Here is a 15,117-nt window from a genome sequence, read left to right on the forward strand (position 1 = left end):
TTTTATCCCTTGAGCTTTGAATTGTCGATGTGCTTTTTATCATAATATTCAAATGGGAATATATTTCTGATTTGCTGAGTTAAGCTGTCACCAACATTGGCCGATACATGTAATCTAACCTGATTATCTTTTTCAGCGCGAACAGTGCAGGTCAGTTTGTGTTCTTTAGCAAAGGCACGACATTCTCGTTCAAATTTTTCCGGAATTTTACCTTTATGTTTATTCAAACGCCCTTGTTTGAAATGCATTTCAAATAGCGTTAACCCACGTTTACCTGAAAAAATTAGCTTGTAAGCAAGAAAAAATAACACCACGATAAATAAAATTTTGAATACAGTTTCTGTCATGTTAAGCGTCCTTTAAGCTTTGTTATTCTTATAGTTAAGATACGCTTGATTATCGCAGGTGCAATCTTTTTTTACTAAAAAAGTGGTGTTTAGCAAGAATATTAATTTCTGTTATTGGCGCAAACTGAAAAGCTGTGTTACATTTTTATTACATCAGGTTCAAGTTTGTATTTTGCACTAATTAAGCAATCAAACTGTTACTTGTTTAGGCACGGTAAATGGATTTTTATCTCATTAAGGATAATGTTATGTCGATATCAAATGCTAAGCGTTGGAATGAATTGTGTGAATTACAAATTATCACAATGAATAATCTTGCAAATCAGTTTCCTGAACGTCGTGAACACCTTTCTACTATTTCTAATGGCTGGCGCCATATGCAACAGCAATTACTGCAAAATAAAGTTCCCTCACTGAAGTAGTCTAAATTAACCTCAGCACGGTTAAACGTTATATATACAGCGCTTTTTATAGCTAGTAGCGTTGAGTTTATATGCTATACGCTCCAATGATAGGGGAGCGAGCGACATTGGAACTCAAACCCGCTTTATTGTCGGCACGAAATTAAAGATTCACTGTAAGTATCTGATTGATATTTTAACAATCAATCATTTACCTCTTGGCTTGAATTGTATTTGAATTGTATTTGAATTGTGCTGAATTAGGTTTTGTCGACTTTCAAAAGTGTCACGTTTAAATGAACATTAGGGCGAGTTTATCTTTGTTGATAAAAAACAAACAAAGATCAATACGCCTAAATACAGCTGCATTGAGTTATCTGAGAAGATCAATACTCAAATGACTCTTATACTCAGACTCAGACGATACCTGTAAGCAATGATGCTTGGGATACTCTCTCTATCGTGACGTAAACCCAAATAATTAAAAAGCATAGCATCATCAGCAAGGCAACAATTCTGAATACTTGCGCATATTCCATGACAGAAGTGAAGTAGCGTTTTTGTACCGCATTCGATAAGAATGTGCCGACTAAAGAAAATACACACAAGTACATGGCTGCATATTGAGTTGAGCTTGAACCATAGATTTTTTCATAAACCAAAACGAAACTAACAATGGTCAGAACTATGATCCGAAACAAACGTTCATTTTTATTTGATAAGTTCCATCTAGGCAATCCCATTGCCATCACCTCTCCATTTCTGCTGACTCAGTTGCAATATAGCGGCAATTAAATACCGCTAAGATAAGTATAGTTATAGTGAGATATGATTATTTTTTCAACTGTTTAGTGATGTTTATGTCAATTGTGATTCGAATTTACAAATAACATGAGGAAGCAGTTTTTGCAGTGCAAGGGCCAGCAGGATAAAACCAAGACCAAGATACGTTGCTGTTGCGATATTTTCTTTTAATATCCAGCTTATAAAACAGATAGATAACACGGGTGTTAAAAATGCCATGGTGCTCATATTGGCTGCTTTATTAGTGTTTTTTAATGCCATCAACCACAAAGCAAATGTGACGCCCATTTCAAATAGCCCAACATACATACCTGCAAGTAAGCCTTTTGTAGACAAACTTGGTAGCGTATCAGTTAATAAAAGTGTGATAACAATAAACGGCAATCCTAGCGTAAAGCTAAGCAGTAAGCTGACAATCGCATTGCCATTATCTTTAGTGTTGAAAATCCAATATAAACACCATAAAACCGTACTCAACAAAGCAAGTAAAATACCGACGGGGCTATCAAAGTTCATTGTGGTAATGTTTCCGCCTGTAGCGATAATAAACACACCAACATAAGCAATAATGGCAGCAATTATGTCGATTTTACTCAGCGAGTGACCTAAAAAGGGAACGGACAGGAGAGGCAACAAAATAGCCCAAGTGTAATTTAATGACTGAGCTTGTTGTGCAGGTAACAAATCATAAGCAGCAAAAAGCACATAATAGTAAAGAAATGGATTTAACATCCCGCTGATCAGATAAAATGTAGGCCGCTGTAAAAACTGGCGGCTCACTAAGTTGAGTTTACCTTGCATCAACAAAATAATACTCAGTGCTACCACAGACGTTAGCACTGCCACTAAGACCAGTTGTAAGGGCGTGAAATAACCCAGCGCAACTTTGAATGCTACGGCGACCGTTGACCATAAAAACACCGCGCTTAAACCATATAGGTAGGCGATTTGGGTTGAGTTCAAGATGACACCCTCAAAAATGAATAGTGGTAATAGTGCTTAGGAAGGTAAATAATAACATACAAATTGTATGCAATATCCAATTTTGGCATTTTCCCATAACTCATATTAGGAAAACAGCATAAATTTTTAATGTCTCCCCTTGTAAATGAAATTCCCGCCCCTATATACATTGGTAAGAAAGATTTGGGCGGTAAAAAAAGCCAAGATTTTAGCGCAAATAAATGCTTGAAATAATCTCAGCGTCCCCCATATCAATATCAGACAACAAATTTATGACGAATATCGTCAATTTCCGGAGGACCTCATGGGCAAAATTATTGGTATCGACTTAGGCACAACAAATTCATGTGTGGCTGTCCTTGATGGCGGTAAAGCACGCGTAATTGAAAACGCAGAAGGCGATCGTACAACCCCTTCTATTGTTGCTTATACCGATGATGAAACAATTGTAGGCCAGCCTGCAAAACGCCAAGCAGTGACAAACCCTGCGAACACTTTTTTCGCAATCAAGCGTTTAATTGGTCGTCGTTTTAAAGATGACGAAGTTCAGCGCGATGTTGACATCATGCCTTTCAAAATTATCGCTGCAGATAATGGCGATGCATGGGTTGAGCAACGTGGTAACAAAATGGCACCGCCACAAGTGTCTGCTGAAATCTTGAAAAAGATGAAAAAAACTGCAGAAGACTTTTTAGGTGAAGAAGTGACTGAAGCGGTCATTACGGTTCCTGCTTACTTTAACGATTCACAACGTCAAGCAACAAAAGATGCTGGTCGTATCGCGGGTCTTGATGTAAAGCGTATTATCAACGAGCCAACAGCAGCGGCATTAGCCTATGGTATTGATAAGAAGCAAGGCGACAACATTGTTGCGGTATACGATTTAGGTGGTGGTACATTCGATATTTCAATCATCGAAATCGACAGCAATGACGGTGATCAAACATTCGAAGTATTAGCAACCAATGGTGACACTCACTTAGGTGGTGAAGACTTCGATAACCGTTTAATTAACTATTTAGCAGACGAGTTCAAAAAAGACCAAGGCTTAGATCTACGTAAAGATCCATTAGCGATGCAACGTCTTAAAGAAGCGGCTGAAAAAGCGAAAATTGAATTATCAAGCACTAACTCAACTGAAGTTAACTTACCTTACATCACAGCTGATGCAACAGGTCCTAAGCATTTAGTGGTTAAAATCACTCGTGCTAAGTTAGAGTCATTAGTTGAAGACTTAATCCAACGTTCTTTAGAGCCGTTAAAAGTCGCGTTAGCTGATGCTGATTTATCTGTATCAGACATCAACGAGGTTATCTTAGTTGGTGGTCAAACACGTATGCCTAAGGTACAAGAAGCGGTAACTAACTTCTTTGGCAAAGAGCCTCGTAAAGACGTTAACCCAGATGAAGCGGTTGCAGTAGGTGCAGCGATTCAAGCTGGCGTACTTTCTGGTGACGTGAAAGACGTTCTATTACTTGACGTAACACCGTTATCATTTGGTATTGAAACCATGGGTAGCGTAATGACTAAGCTTATCGAGAAGAACACCACTATCCCGACTAAAGCGAGTCAAATTTTCTCTACCGCTGACGACAACCAAAGTGCAGTGACCATTCACGTACTTCAAGGTGAGCGTAAGCAAGCGAGTTACAATAAATCTTTAGGTCAATTTAACCTAGAAGGTATTGAGCCAGCACCTCGTGGTCAACCACAAATTGAAGTCGCTTTTGACATCGATGCTGACGGTATCTTAAAAGTGTCTGCAACCGACAAGAAAACCGGTAAAGCGCAAAACATCACCATTAAGGCTAACTCAGGTTTGTCTGATGAAGAAGTTGAGCAAATGGTACGTGATGCTGAAGCTAACGCTGATGAAGATGCCAAGTTTGAAGAGTTAGTTCAAGCGCGCAACCAAGCAGATGGTTTAGTTCACTCTACTAAGAAACAAGTCACTGAAGCGGGTGATGATTTACCTGCAGAAGACAAAGAGAAAATCGAAGCAGCAATGGCTGACGTTGATGCAGCAGTGAAGAGCAATGACAAAGAAGCCATTGATAAAGCGACACAAGCATTAATCGAAGCTTCTGCTAAGTTAATGGAAATTGCTCAAGCTAAAGCACAAGGCGGCGCAGAGCAAGCAACTGATGCTGGCAAGCAAGCTAACCCTGCTGACGATGTTGTTGACGCTGAGTTTGAAGAAGTGAAAGACGACAAAAAATAATTAGTTACTTTCTATAGTAAAAGCAATTAGTTAGTATAAAGCGGGCGTTGAGGCTTACCTCTAACGCCCGTTTGCACAATATTCTTAATCATTTTAAGCAAACCTTCGAGAAGCAAAACACTATGTCAAAGCGTGATTTTTACGAAGTTCTCGGTGTCGGTCGTGATGCCAGTGAGCGCGAAATTAAAAAAGCCTACAAGCGTTTAGCGATGAAATTTCACCCTGATCGCAATCCTGGTGATAAAGCGGCAGAAGCAAGCTTTAAAGAAGCAAAAGAAGCTTATGAAATTTTAACCGACAGCGATAAAAAAGCGGCTTATGATCAATTTGGTCATGCTGGCGTAGATCCTAACCGTGGTGGTGGCCATGGTGGACAAGGCGATTTCGGTGATATTTTTGGCGACGTTTTTGGTGATATCTTCGGCGGTGGCCGCCGTGGTGGTCAGCGTCAAGCGGCACGTGGCAGTGATTTACGCTACAACTTAGAATTATCACTTGAAGAAGCGGTTCGTGGTTTAACCAAAGAGTTACGCATACCTACACTTGCTGCGTGTGATCTTTGTGATGGCAGCGGCGCGAAAAAGGGCACTCAAGCAACCACTTGCGGCACTTGTCATGGTCAAGGCCAAGTACAAATGCGTCAAGGCTTCTTTGCGGTACAACAGGCTTGTCCAACGTGTCATGGTCGCGGCAAAATCATCAAAGACCCTTGTAACAAGTGTCATGGTGAAGGCCGAGTTGAAAAGAGCAAAACCTTATCGGTTAAAATTCCTGCTGGCGTTGATAACGGCGACAGAATTCGTTTAACAGGTGAAGGTGAAGCGGGCGAGTTTGGTGCACCTCCTGGTGATTTATATGTTCAGGTGAGCGTACGTGAGCACAGTATTTTCACCCGTGATGCCAACAATCTTTACTGTGAAGTGCCTATTTCATTCAGTAAAGCGGCATTAGGCGGCGAGATTGAGGTGCCAACACTGGACGGTAAAGTTAGCCTGAAAATTCCAACAGAAACCCAAACGGGTCGTATGTTCCGCCTACGTGGTAAAGGAGTGAAATCTGTGCGTAGCCATGCAGTAGGCGATCTACTGTGTAAAGTGGTTATGGAAACACCGGTTAACCTAAACGAAAAGCAAAAAGAATTATTACGTGAGTTTGAAGCCACCTTGACTGGTGAATCAAAAAAACACAGCCCAAAAGCGGAAGGTTTTTTTGATGGCGTGAAGAAGTTCTTTCAAGATTTAAATAGCTAATCGCAACTCGCTAGGCTAAAACAAATATCAATAGCAAGGCTGTTTACTTAAGTAAGCAGCCTTTTTTGTTTAAGTGAATGTTATAATCTGTTCATTATTGGCTATTCCTTCCCTTCGTGACCAGGCGCTATTGATGAAATTGACTGCATTTTCTCTTCATTCCGGTTTAGTTAATGCCTTACCTACTAGCGTGTCGGTCGCTAGTCAGATACAGCAACAGGCTATTCCCGCGGTGTTGTCTGGTGAGGATGTATTGGCATTAGCGCAAACGGGCAGCGGTAAAACTTACGCCTATGGTTTGCCTTTATTGCATCGCATCATTCAGCAGCGAAATAGTTACAGTTTGTCTGCGGTGATTATTGCGCCGACACGAGAACTGGCCTCGCAAGTGGGACAAAGCTTATCGCCACTTGCGCAGGCGCTGAATCTTAAACTTGAGGTGCTGTGTGGCGGTGAAGATATCGCATTACAAGTAGAGCGCCTCACAAAACACATTAATGTTATTGTCGCGACACCGGGGCGATTATTAGCTTTGGCACAACAGAATTCCCTTAACTTTGCAGATTTAGAGACATTAGTGCTAGATGAAGCCGATCGTTTGCTGGATATGGGGTTTATTAATGATTTAAATGCCTTGCTGGCGTTAATGCCAACCAGACAAACCCTGTTATTTTCTGCCACCATGCCAGAAACGTTAGCGGAGTTAGCCAGTAATATTTTATCTAAGCCATTTGCTCGGATAGAAGCGAGCACTTTAAATCATCCTGTCGAAGAGATTGTACAAAGTATTTATCATGTGAATAAAGGCAGTAAGGCTAAAGTACTTATTGAGCAGATAAAGTTGCATCAATGGCGCCAAGTATTGGTGTTTGTTAATGCCAAAGATGATGCCGATGCTTTATGCAAAAAACTGTTAAAAGCCGGGATCAATGCAGCTGCCATGCACGGTGATAAAGAGCAAAAGCTTAGGGCGCAAACATTGGCTCAGTTTCAGCAACAACAATTGACGGTATTGATTGCAACCGATGTGTTGGCTAGAGGTATTCATATTGAGGCTTTGCCAGTAGTGATTAATTTTGAGTTGCCTTCTCAACCTACCACTTATATACATCGTGTTGGCCGCACAGCCCGTGCTGGATTGAGTGGCATTGTGCTTTCGTTAGTGTGTCATGCTGAATTGTCCGTCTTAGTGGCAATCAGGCAATTAACTGGCCAAGCTTTACCACTGCAAACGTTGGCAGATTTTCCGGTTACCGATAAACCGATTGATGCCAACAGCAAACGGCCCCCCCGTGACAAACAAGCCAATCGCCGCACGGCAAATAAAAAAAGCATAAGTGATTTTGCTAAACGTGCAAGGTCTCGATAAAGTAGATTTTAGATAAACCTATTATTTTTTAAAGGATGTAAAAATGAACAAATTGGCATTATCACTGTGTATTACCGCATTATTAGTCGGTTGTGTTAGTACTAAATCACCCACGGGTAGAAGCCAAACCTTATTATTCTCCGACGCACAGATGCAACAAATGGGCGCACAATCCTTTGCCGCAATGAAAAAAGATCAAAAAATTAGCCAAGACAAAAACAAAACTGCATACGTGAATTGCATCGCCAAAAGGATCACTGCGGTTTTACCCGATCAAAGTCAGCAATGGGAAGTGGTGTTATTTGAATCGGAACAAGTGAACGCCTTTGCATTACCCGGAGGTCATATTGGCGTTTATACCGGTTTATTAAATGTGGCGGTGAATCAAGATCAACTGGCTACGGTAATGGGCCATGAAGTTGCTCACGTATTGGCGCAGCATGGGAATGAGCAAGTATCGCGTTCACAACTTACCGGTATCGGCATGCAAGTGGCTGATGCGGCGTTAGGCGCAAGTGGCGTCGCCAACAAAGATTTATATATGGCTGGTTTAGGGTTAGGCACTCAAGTTGGGATCATTTTGCCCTTTGGCCGAAATCAAGAAAGCGAAGCTGATATGGTGGGTTTAGAGTTAATGGCTAAGGCAGGTTTTAATCCACAAGAGAGCGTTACACTTTGGCAAAATATGGCTAAAGCCGGTGGTAGCCAAGGACCCGAATTACTTTCAACCCATCCATCACACAGCCATCGAATAGAAGATTTGCAGGCGGCTCAAAACCGCGTTATGCCGCTTTATACTCAAGCTCGAAAACAGTCTTTGACTGAATGTAAAATTAACGGTTCAAAATAGTCATTTTGTTCGGCTTTTTGTCAGCAAGCGCGGTTTAAATGTGATAGACTCCGTAAAATTTTTAATTGTCCAGATGAGAGAAAGAAATTATGTCAGATGTGTTCAGCACAATGGAGCAACATGCAAGTTATGGTGTAGGTCGTCAAATGGGTGAGCAATTAGCCGCCAACCCTTTTGAAGGCATCGATATCCCTGCTGTTCAAGCTGGTTTAGCGGATGCATTTTCTGGTAAAGAAAGCCAAGTGTCTATGGAAGACTTACAAACGGCTTTTACAGAAATTAGTCGTCGTTTACAAGCTGCACAAGAAGCGGCTGCAGAAAATGCAACTGCAGAAGCTGAAGCATTTTTAGCTGACAACGCTAAACGTGATGGTGTAATTGTCACTGATTCAGGTCTTCAATATGAAGTCCTTGTTCAAGGTGATGGCGAAAAGCCAACAATTGATTCAACAGTACGTACTCACTACCACGGTACTTTCCTAAACGGTGAAGTATTTGACAGCTCAGTGACTCGCGGTCAACCTGCTGAGTTTCCTGTATCTGGCGTAATTGCTGGTTGGACTGAAGCATTACAATTAATGCCAGTGGGTACCAAGCTTAAGTTATTCGTACCACATCACTTAGCCTATGGCGAACGTGGTGCAGGCGCATCTATTCCTCCTTACACTGCATTAGTGTTTGAAGTTGAATTGTTAGACATTATCTAATTGTTAATTAACGCCTAAGATATCTTAGGCGTTTTTGTATATAGCCGATTTATCAAGTGTAAGATGCTTTGCAGACTTTCACTGGGAGGACATATGACAGCAAAAGTGAGAGTCGCCGTTGTGGGTGCCAGTGGCCGTATGGGTCGCACGTTAATTGAATCAGCTAAACATCAAGAAGTCATCCGTCTTGGCGCTGCCATAGAACGTTCAGGCTCCACCTTAATAGGTGTTGATGCAGGCGAACTCGCAGGCGTTGGCTCAATGGATGTTGCTATCACTGATTCATTGGATAATGTGATCAATGATTTTGATGTACTCATCGATTTTACCTCGCCTGAAGCCTCAATTATTCATCTTGACTGGTGTGCGCGTAACCGCAAAGCCATGGTTATAGGAACAACAGGCTTTAATCACGCTCAAAAAGAGTTGATTGGCGCATATGCCGAGCAAACTCCTGTGGTATTTGCGCCAAATATGTCTGTTGGCGTTAACTTAATGTGGAAGTTGCTCGAACTTGCCGCTGAAGTGATGGGTGATTATACCGACATCGAAATCATTGAAGGTCACCACCGTTTTAAGAAAGATGCACCTTCGGGTACCGCGCTTAAAATGGGCGAAGTTATCGCTAAAAAGCTAGGCAGAGATCTTGAAAAGTGTGCTGTTTACGGCCGCGAAGGGATCACTGGTGAGCGTGATCGTGACACCATAGGTTTTGCGACTATTCGTGCAGGTGATTTAGTCGGTGAACATACCGCCATGTTTGCCGACATTGGTGAGCGTTTAGAGATTACCCATAAAGCATCCAGTCGTATGACATTTGCAAATGGCGCAATGCGTGCTGCATATTGGCTATATGATCAAAATCCGGGTCTGTATGATATGCAGCAGGTCCTTGGACTAAATGATTAAATTAAAAACCACCATTGATATGGTGGTTTTTTTTGAAAAACAGTTTTACCGCTATAGACGACTTTATGGAATTCCTGTAAAATCGCCGAAATTTGTCAAAATTTCGTAAAACAGCGGAAATTGGTATCTTAGTGCAAAATAAAATAAAATAATTTCAATGGCTTGGCTCTTTTCTGGAGGTCGCGTTGACACAGTCTGCCTTACTCGTACTCGAAGATGGAACCGTATTTTCTGGCACTGCAATTGGTGCATCAGGTATTTCAGTTGGTGAAGTGGTGTTTAACACTTCAATGACCGGATACCAAGAAATATTAACGGATCCATCATATTCACGCCAAATAGTAACTTTAACCTACCCGCATATCGGTAACACCGGTACTAATGATGAAGACACAGAATCGGACTCGGTTCATGCTTGTGGTTTAATCATTCGCGATTTGCCGTTAATTGCTAGTAACTTCCGTAACCAACAATCTTTAAGTGATTATTTAAAAGCGCATAATGTCGTTGGTATAGCGGATATCGATACCCGAAAGTTAACCCGTATCCTGCGTGAAAAAGGTGCCCAAGCCGGTTGTATTATGGTGGGTGACCTAGACGAAGCAAAAGCCCTAGCGGAAGCAAAAGCATTCCCTGGCTTAAAAGGCATGGATTTAGCCAAAGAAGTCACTACCGATAAAGCCTATCAATGGCGCAACGGTAGCTGGAAGTTAGTGGGTGGTTTACCATCAGACACGCCAGAATCTGCATTGAAATACAAAGTTGTTGCTTATGATTACGGCGTAAAACGTAATATTTTACGTATGTTAGTTGACCGTGGTTGTGATGTTACCGTGGTACCAGCTAAAACACCTGCAGCAGATGTGCTAGCAATGAACCCAGATGGGGTGTTTTTATCAAATGGTCCTGGCGATCCAGAGCCATGTGATTACGCCATCACCGCGATTCAAGAAATTCTGAAAACAGAAATTCCAGTATTTGGTATCTGTTTAGGTCACCAGTTACTTGCACTTGCCTCAGGTGCTAAAACCTTAAAGATGAAATTTGGTCACCACGGTGCTAACCACCCTGTGAGCAATATCGAAAAAGGTAACGTGATGATCACCAGCCAAAACCACGGTTTTGCTGCTGATGAAACCACATTGCCAGCCAACATCAAAGTGACACACAAGTCGCTGTTTGATGGCTCTTTACAAGGTATCCATTTAACCGACAAGCCTGCATTTAGTTTCCAGGGACACCCTGAAGCTAGCCCTGGGCCAACCGATGCCGCGCCACTGTTCGATCATTTTATCGAGCTTATTGAACAATATCGTCAGCACGCTAAGTAGTTATCTGGGAGAAGAGAGAAGCAATGCCAAAACGTACCGATATAAAAAGTATTCTTATCCTAGGTGCCGGTCCAATTGTAATTGGTCAGGCGTGTGAATTCGATTATTCAGGTGCCCAAGCCTGTAAAGCCCTTCGTGAAGAAGGCTACCGTGTGATCCTGGTTAACTCTAATCCAGCCACGATTATGACCGACCCTGAAATGGCCGATGCAACCTATATCGAGCCCATTCACTGGGAAGTTGTACGCAACATTATTGCTAAAGAGCGTCCAGATGCCATTCTACCTACAATGGGTGGACAAACCGCACTGAACTGCGCTCTTCAGCTTGAGGCGAAAGGCGTACTTAAAGAATTTAACGTTGAAATGATAGGTGCAACAGCTGATGCAATCGACAAAGCTGAAGACCGTAGTCGTTTTGACAAAGCCATGAAAGCTATCGGCTTAGAATGTCCACGTGCGGGCATTGCCCATAATATGGACGAAGCCTATGGCGTGCTCGATATGGTCGGTTTCCCCTGTATTATTCGTCCATCATTCACCATGGGTGGCAGCGGTGGCGGTATTGCCTATAACAAAGAAGAGTTTGAAGAGATTTGCTCTCAAGGCTTAGATTTGTCGCCAACTAACGAGTTATTGATTGATGAATCACTAATTGGTTGGAAAGAATACGAAATGGAAGTGGTTCGTGACCGCAACGATAACTGTATTATCGTGTGTGCGATTGAAAACTTCGATCCAATGGGGGTTCACACCGGTGACTCCATCACTGTTGCGCCAGCGCAAACCTTAACCGATAAAGAATACCAATTAATGCGTAATGCTTCGTTAGCAGTACTGCGTGAAATTGGTGTTGAAACCGGTGGTTCAAACGTCCAGTTTGGTATTTGCCCTAAAACGGGTCGTATGGTGATTATTGAGATGAATCCGCGTGTATCGCGTTCATCTGCACTCGCCTCAAAAGCAACGGGTTTCCCGATTGCTAAAATTGCGGCTAAGTTAGCGGTTGGGTTTACCCTTGACGAGCTAAGCAACGATATTACTGGCGGTAAAACACCCGCATCGTTCGAGCCTGCCATCGATTACGTTGTGACTAAAATTCCACGCTTTAACTTTGAAAAGTTTGCTGGTGCAAATGATCGCCTAACCACGCAAATGAAGTCAGTGGGTGAAGTGATGGCCATTGGCCGTACTTTCCAGGAGTCATTGCAAAAAGCATTACGTGGCCTTGAAGTGGGTCGCAGTGGTTTTGACCCGATTGTCGATTTACAATCGTCAGAAGCCATGCAAACCATTCGCCATGAATTAAAAGAGCCAGGTTGTGATCGTATTTGGTACATAGCTGATGCATTCCGTGCTGGTTTAAGCCGTGATGATATTTTTGCATTGACCAACATAGATCATTGGTTCTTGATTCAAATCGAAGATTTGATTGCCCAAGAAGCTAAAGTGGCCGAGTTAGGCATGTCAGGTTTAGAGCAAAACTTCTTACGTCAATTAAAGCGTAAAGGTTTCTCTGATGCGCGTTTAGCACAAGTACTTGGTGTGAATGAAAGCGAAATACGTAAGTTACGTCACCGTCATGAAATTCACCCTGTTTACAAGCGCGTAGATACCTGTGCGGCGGAATTCTCAACCGATACCGCTTACATGTACTCAACCTATGAAGAAGAGTGTGAAGCGAACCCATCGGACCGTGAAAAAATCATGGTTTTAGGTGGTGGTCCTAACCGTATTGGTCAAGGTATTGAATTTGATTACTGTTGTGTTCATGCGGCGTTAGCTTTGCGTGAAGACGGTTATGAAACCATCATGGTTAACTGTAACCCTGAAACCGTATCAACTGACTACGATACTTCAGATAGACTCTACTTCGAGCCAGTAACACTGGAAGATGTATTAGAAATCGTGCGTATCGAAAAGCCAAAGGGCGTTATCGTTCAGTATGGTGGCCAAACTCCGCTAAAATTAGCGCGTGAATTAGAAGCCGCAGGCGTGCCAATTATTGGTACTAGCCCTGATGCGATTGACCGCGCAGAAGACCGTGAGCGCTTCCAGCAAGCGATTCAACGTCTTGGTATGAAGCAGCCAGAAAACGCAACGGTAACAACCGTTGAAAGTGCGGTTATTGAAGCTGAGAAAATTGGTTATCCGCTAGTGGTTCGTCCATCGTATGTACTCGGTGGCCGTGCGATGGAAATCGTCTACGACAAGCAAGATTTACTACGCTACTTTAAAGAAGCCGTTAAAGTTTCTAACGCATCACCAGTGTTACTTGATCACTTCTTAGATGATGCGATTGAAGTGGATATCGATGCGGTATGTGATGGTGAAACCGTGGTGGTTGGCGCCATTATGGAGCACATTGAACAAGCAGGCGTTCACTCAGGTGACTCTGGTTGCTCATTACCGCCATACAGCTTAAGCGCTGACATTCAGGCACAAATGCGCGAGCAAGTGTCTAAGTTGGCATTTGAGTTAGGCGTGATTGGCTTAATGAACGTACAGTTTGCCGTCAAAGATAACGAAATCTACATGATTGAAGTTAACCCACGTGCAGCGCGTACGGTACCATTTGTCTCTAAAGCGACTGGTGTACCATTAGCTAAAATTGCTGCTCGTGTGATGGCTGGCCAAAGCTTGAAATCGCAAAACTTCACTCAAGAAGTTATCCCACCGTTCTTTTCAGTAAAAGAAGTGGTATTGCCTTTCAATAAATTCCCTGGCGTTGACCCTTTATTAGGGCCTGAAATGCGTTCAACAGGTGAAGTGATGGGGGTAGGTGAAACCTTCGCAGAAGCGTATGCTAAAGCGCAGTTAGGTGCGACGTCTGAAGTGCCTAAATCTGGCCGTGCTTTATTATCTGTTCGTAACAGTGATAAAAAGCGTGTCGCCGCTCTTGCCGCTAAGTTAATTGAGCTGGGTTACGAGATTGATGCAACCCACGGTACAGCAGTGGTTTTAGGTGAAGCGGGCATTAACCCTCGTTTAGTGAACAAGGTTCATGAAGGTCGCCCACATATTCTTGACCGTATCAAGAATGATGAGTATACCTACATTGTTAACACTACTGAAGGTCGTCAAGCGATTGAAGACTCTCGTCAAATCCGTCGCGGTGCATTACGTTACAAAGTGAATTACACCACCACATTGAATGCTGCGTTTGCAACATGTCTTGCGCATGCTGCCGATGACCGTACCAATGTCAACTCGGTGCAAGAGTTACATAAACGTATCACTGGCTAAACGTTAGCAAACATACATTGTAAAGAGCCTTCATTTTGAAGGCTTTTTTTATGGTCGTAATTTAACCTAAGTTACAAACCTTAGTGATAATGACAATGGTTATCAATATTATGTATATGAATTTAAAGGAAAATTTGCAATTTGTGCTCTATTGCACTATTCTATTCGACATTGATCCAGATCAAGTTTTGCTATCAAGGACATCATTATGAAAGGTCACCCAAAAGTCATCAGCCAATTAAATCGCGTATTAACCTTCGAGCTGACTGCGATTAACCAATACTTCCTTCATGCGCGTATGTTTAAGCATTGGGGTTTAGAAAAGCTTAACGAAAAAGAATATAAAAAATCGATTCAAGACATGAAGCATGCCGATAAACTGATCGAACGTGTTTTATTTCTTGAAGGATTACCTAATTTACAGCAACTCGATAAGCTGCGTATTGGTGAAGAAGCGCAAGAGATGTTGAGCTGCGATAAAGAAGCAGTAACCGAGCAAATTGCGGTACTACGTGATGTGATCAAATTGTGTGAAACAGAACAAGACTACGTGTCACGTGATTTACTTGAAGACTTGCTTGAAGATGAAGAAGAGCATTTAGATTGGATTGAGTCTCAGCAAGAGCTTATCGGTCAAACGGGCATCCAGAATTATCTTCAATCACAAATTAAAGATTAATCGCACAATATTATATCACCTCGATTAGCTTGAACAGCTAC

13 protein-coding genes are annotated in these 15,117 nt (G+C 42.3%); 10 read left to right on the forward strand and 3 right to left on the reverse strand.

Translation table 11 applies throughout. The features are described 5' to 3' along the window. Positions 1 to 2 precede the first annotated feature (2 nt). Complete coding sequence (locus OHT75_RS12415; RefSeq protein WP_264727044.1) at positions 3 to 347, reverse strand: DUF3634 family protein; 345 nt, start codon at positions 345 to 347, stop codon at positions 3 to 5. A gap of 248 nt (positions 348 to 595) precedes the next feature. Between OHT75_RS12415 and OHT75_RS12420 the strand changes: the two genes are divergently transcribed. Further along, positions 596 to 769 carry a hypothetical protein gene (locus tag OHT75_RS12420; RefSeq protein ID WP_264727045.1) on the forward strand — a complete coding sequence of 58 codons (174 nt, stop codon included), beginning with the start codon at positions 596 to 598 and terminating at the stop codon, positions 767 to 769. A gap of 395 nt (positions 770 to 1,164) precedes the next feature. Here the strand turns inward: OHT75_RS12420 and OHT75_RS12425 are convergent, their stop codons facing one another. Both OHT75_RS12425 and OHT75_RS12430 read right to left on the reverse strand, forming a co-directional pair. Further along, positions 1,165 to 1,491 carry a hypothetical protein gene (locus tag OHT75_RS12425; protein WP_264727047.1) on the reverse strand — a complete coding sequence of 109 codons (327 nt, stop codon included), beginning with the start codon at positions 1,489 to 1,491 and terminating at the stop codon, positions 1,165 to 1,167. A gap of 115 nt (positions 1,492 to 1,606) precedes the next feature. Next, on the reverse strand, positions 1,607 to 2,515 hold the full coding sequence (locus tag OHT75_RS12430) for a DMT family transporter (RefSeq protein ID WP_264727049.1): 909 nt from the start codon (positions 2,513 to 2,515) through the stop codon (positions 1,607 to 1,609). Positions 2,516 to 2,819: 304 nt separating this feature from the next. On the opposite strand from OHT75_RS12430, the gene dnaK reads away from it, so the two are divergent. The 9 genes from dnaK (at position 2,820) to bfr (ending at position 15,076) form a co-directional block, all read left to right on the forward strand. Further along, positions 2,820 to 4,736 carry a molecular chaperone DnaK gene (dnaK, locus tag OHT75_RS12435; protein WP_264727051.1) on the forward strand — a complete coding sequence of 639 codons (1,917 nt, stop codon included), beginning with the start codon at positions 2,820 to 2,822 and terminating at the stop codon, positions 4,734 to 4,736. A gap of 122 nt (positions 4,737 to 4,858) precedes the next feature. Then, complete coding sequence (dnaJ, locus tag OHT75_RS12440) at positions 4,859 to 5,986, forward strand: molecular chaperone DnaJ (RefSeq protein WP_264727054.1); 1,128 nt, start codon at positions 4,859 to 4,861, stop codon at positions 5,984 to 5,986. A 133-nt stretch (positions 5,987 to 6,119) separates the two neighbouring features. Continuing rightward, positions 6,120 to 7,355, forward strand: a complete 1,236-nt coding sequence (locus tag OHT75_RS12445) for a DEAD/DEAH box helicase (RefSeq protein WP_264727056.1) — start codon at positions 6,120 to 6,122, stop codon at positions 7,353 to 7,355. Between the two features lie 43 nt (positions 7,356 to 7,398). Beyond that, positions 7,399 to 8,205, forward strand: a complete 807-nt coding sequence (locus OHT75_RS12450) for a M48 family metallopeptidase (protein ID WP_264727058.1) — start codon at positions 7,399 to 7,401, stop codon at positions 8,203 to 8,205. Positions 8,206 to 8,294: 89 nt separating this feature from the next. After that, a complete protein-coding gene (locus tag OHT75_RS12455; RefSeq protein WP_264727061.1) occupies positions 8,295 to 8,912 on the forward strand; it encodes an FKBP-type peptidyl-prolyl cis-trans isomerase in 618 nt (205 codons plus the stop codon). A 93-nt stretch (positions 8,913 to 9,005) separates the two neighbouring features. Then, entirely contained in the window at positions 9,006 to 9,821 is an 816-nt protein-coding gene (gene dapB, locus OHT75_RS12460; RefSeq protein WP_264727063.1) for a 4-hydroxy-tetrahydrodipicolinate reductase, read from the forward strand. A 173-nt stretch (positions 9,822 to 9,994) separates the two neighbouring features. Further along, complete coding sequence (gene carA / locus OHT75_RS12465) at positions 9,995 to 11,152, forward strand: glutamine-hydrolyzing carbamoyl-phosphate synthase small subunit (RefSeq protein WP_264727753.1); 1,158 nt, start codon at positions 9,995 to 9,997, stop codon at positions 11,150 to 11,152. Between the two features lie 23 nt (positions 11,153 to 11,175). Then, positions 11,176 to 14,397 carry a carbamoyl-phosphate synthase large subunit gene (gene carB, locus OHT75_RS12470; protein ID WP_264727065.1) on the forward strand — a complete coding sequence of 1,074 codons (3,222 nt, stop codon included), beginning with the start codon at positions 11,176 to 11,178 and terminating at the stop codon, positions 14,395 to 14,397. Between the two features lie 208 nt (positions 14,398 to 14,605). Further along, positions 14,606 to 15,076: a bacterioferritin gene (gene bfr, locus OHT75_RS12475; RefSeq protein WP_264727067.1), complete on the forward strand. Its 471-nt coding sequence runs from the start codon at positions 14,606 to 14,608 to the stop codon at positions 15,074 to 15,076. Positions 15,077 to 15,117: the final 41 nt, after the last annotated feature.

Source organism: Shewanella subflava, assembly GCF_025971955.1.
In the GTDB taxonomy this organism is placed as follows: domain Bacteria; phylum Pseudomonadota; class Gammaproteobacteria; order Enterobacterales; family Shewanellaceae; genus Shewanella; species Shewanella subflava.

Bases quoted from the DNA above. Each gene is read 5' to 3' on its own strand.
- OHT75_RS12455 (WP_264727061.1), top strand. From the start codon at position 8,295: ATGTCAGATGTGTTCAGCACAATGGAGCAACATGCAAGTTATGGTGTA.
- dapB (WP_264727063.1), top strand. From the start codon at position 9,006: ATGACAGCAAAAGTGAGAGTCGCCGTTGTGGGTGCCAGTGGCCGTATG.
- OHT75_RS12425 (WP_264727047.1), bottom strand. From the start codon at position 1,491: ATGGGATTGCCTAGATGGAACTTATCAAATAAAAATGAACGTTTGTTT.
- OHT75_RS12420 (WP_264727045.1), top strand. From the start codon at position 596: ATGTCGATATCAAATGCTAAGCGTTGGAATGAATTGTGTGAATTACAA.
- OHT75_RS12445 (WP_264727056.1), top strand. From the start codon at position 6,120: ATGAAATTGACTGCATTTTCTCTTCATTCCGGTTTAGTTAATGCCTTA.
- OHT75_RS12450 (WP_264727058.1), top strand. From the start codon at position 7,399: ATGAACAAATTGGCATTATCACTGTGTATTACCGCATTATTAGTCGGT.
- bfr (WP_264727067.1), top strand. From the start codon at position 14,606: ATGAAAGGTCACCCAAAAGTCATCAGCCAATTAAATCGCGTATTAACC.
- dnaK (WP_264727051.1), top strand. From the start codon at position 2,820: ATGGGCAAAATTATTGGTATCGACTTAGGCACAACAAATTCATGTGTG.
- dnaJ (WP_264727054.1), top strand. From the start codon at position 4,859: ATGTCAAAGCGTGATTTTTACGAAGTTCTCGGTGTCGGTCGTGATGCC.
- carB (WP_264727065.1), top strand. From the start codon at position 11,176: ATGCCAAAACGTACCGATATAAAAAGTATTCTTATCCTAGGTGCCGGT.
- OHT75_RS12415 (WP_264727044.1), bottom strand. From the start codon at position 347: ATGACAGAAACTGTATTCAAAATTTTATTTATCGTGGTGTTATTTTTT.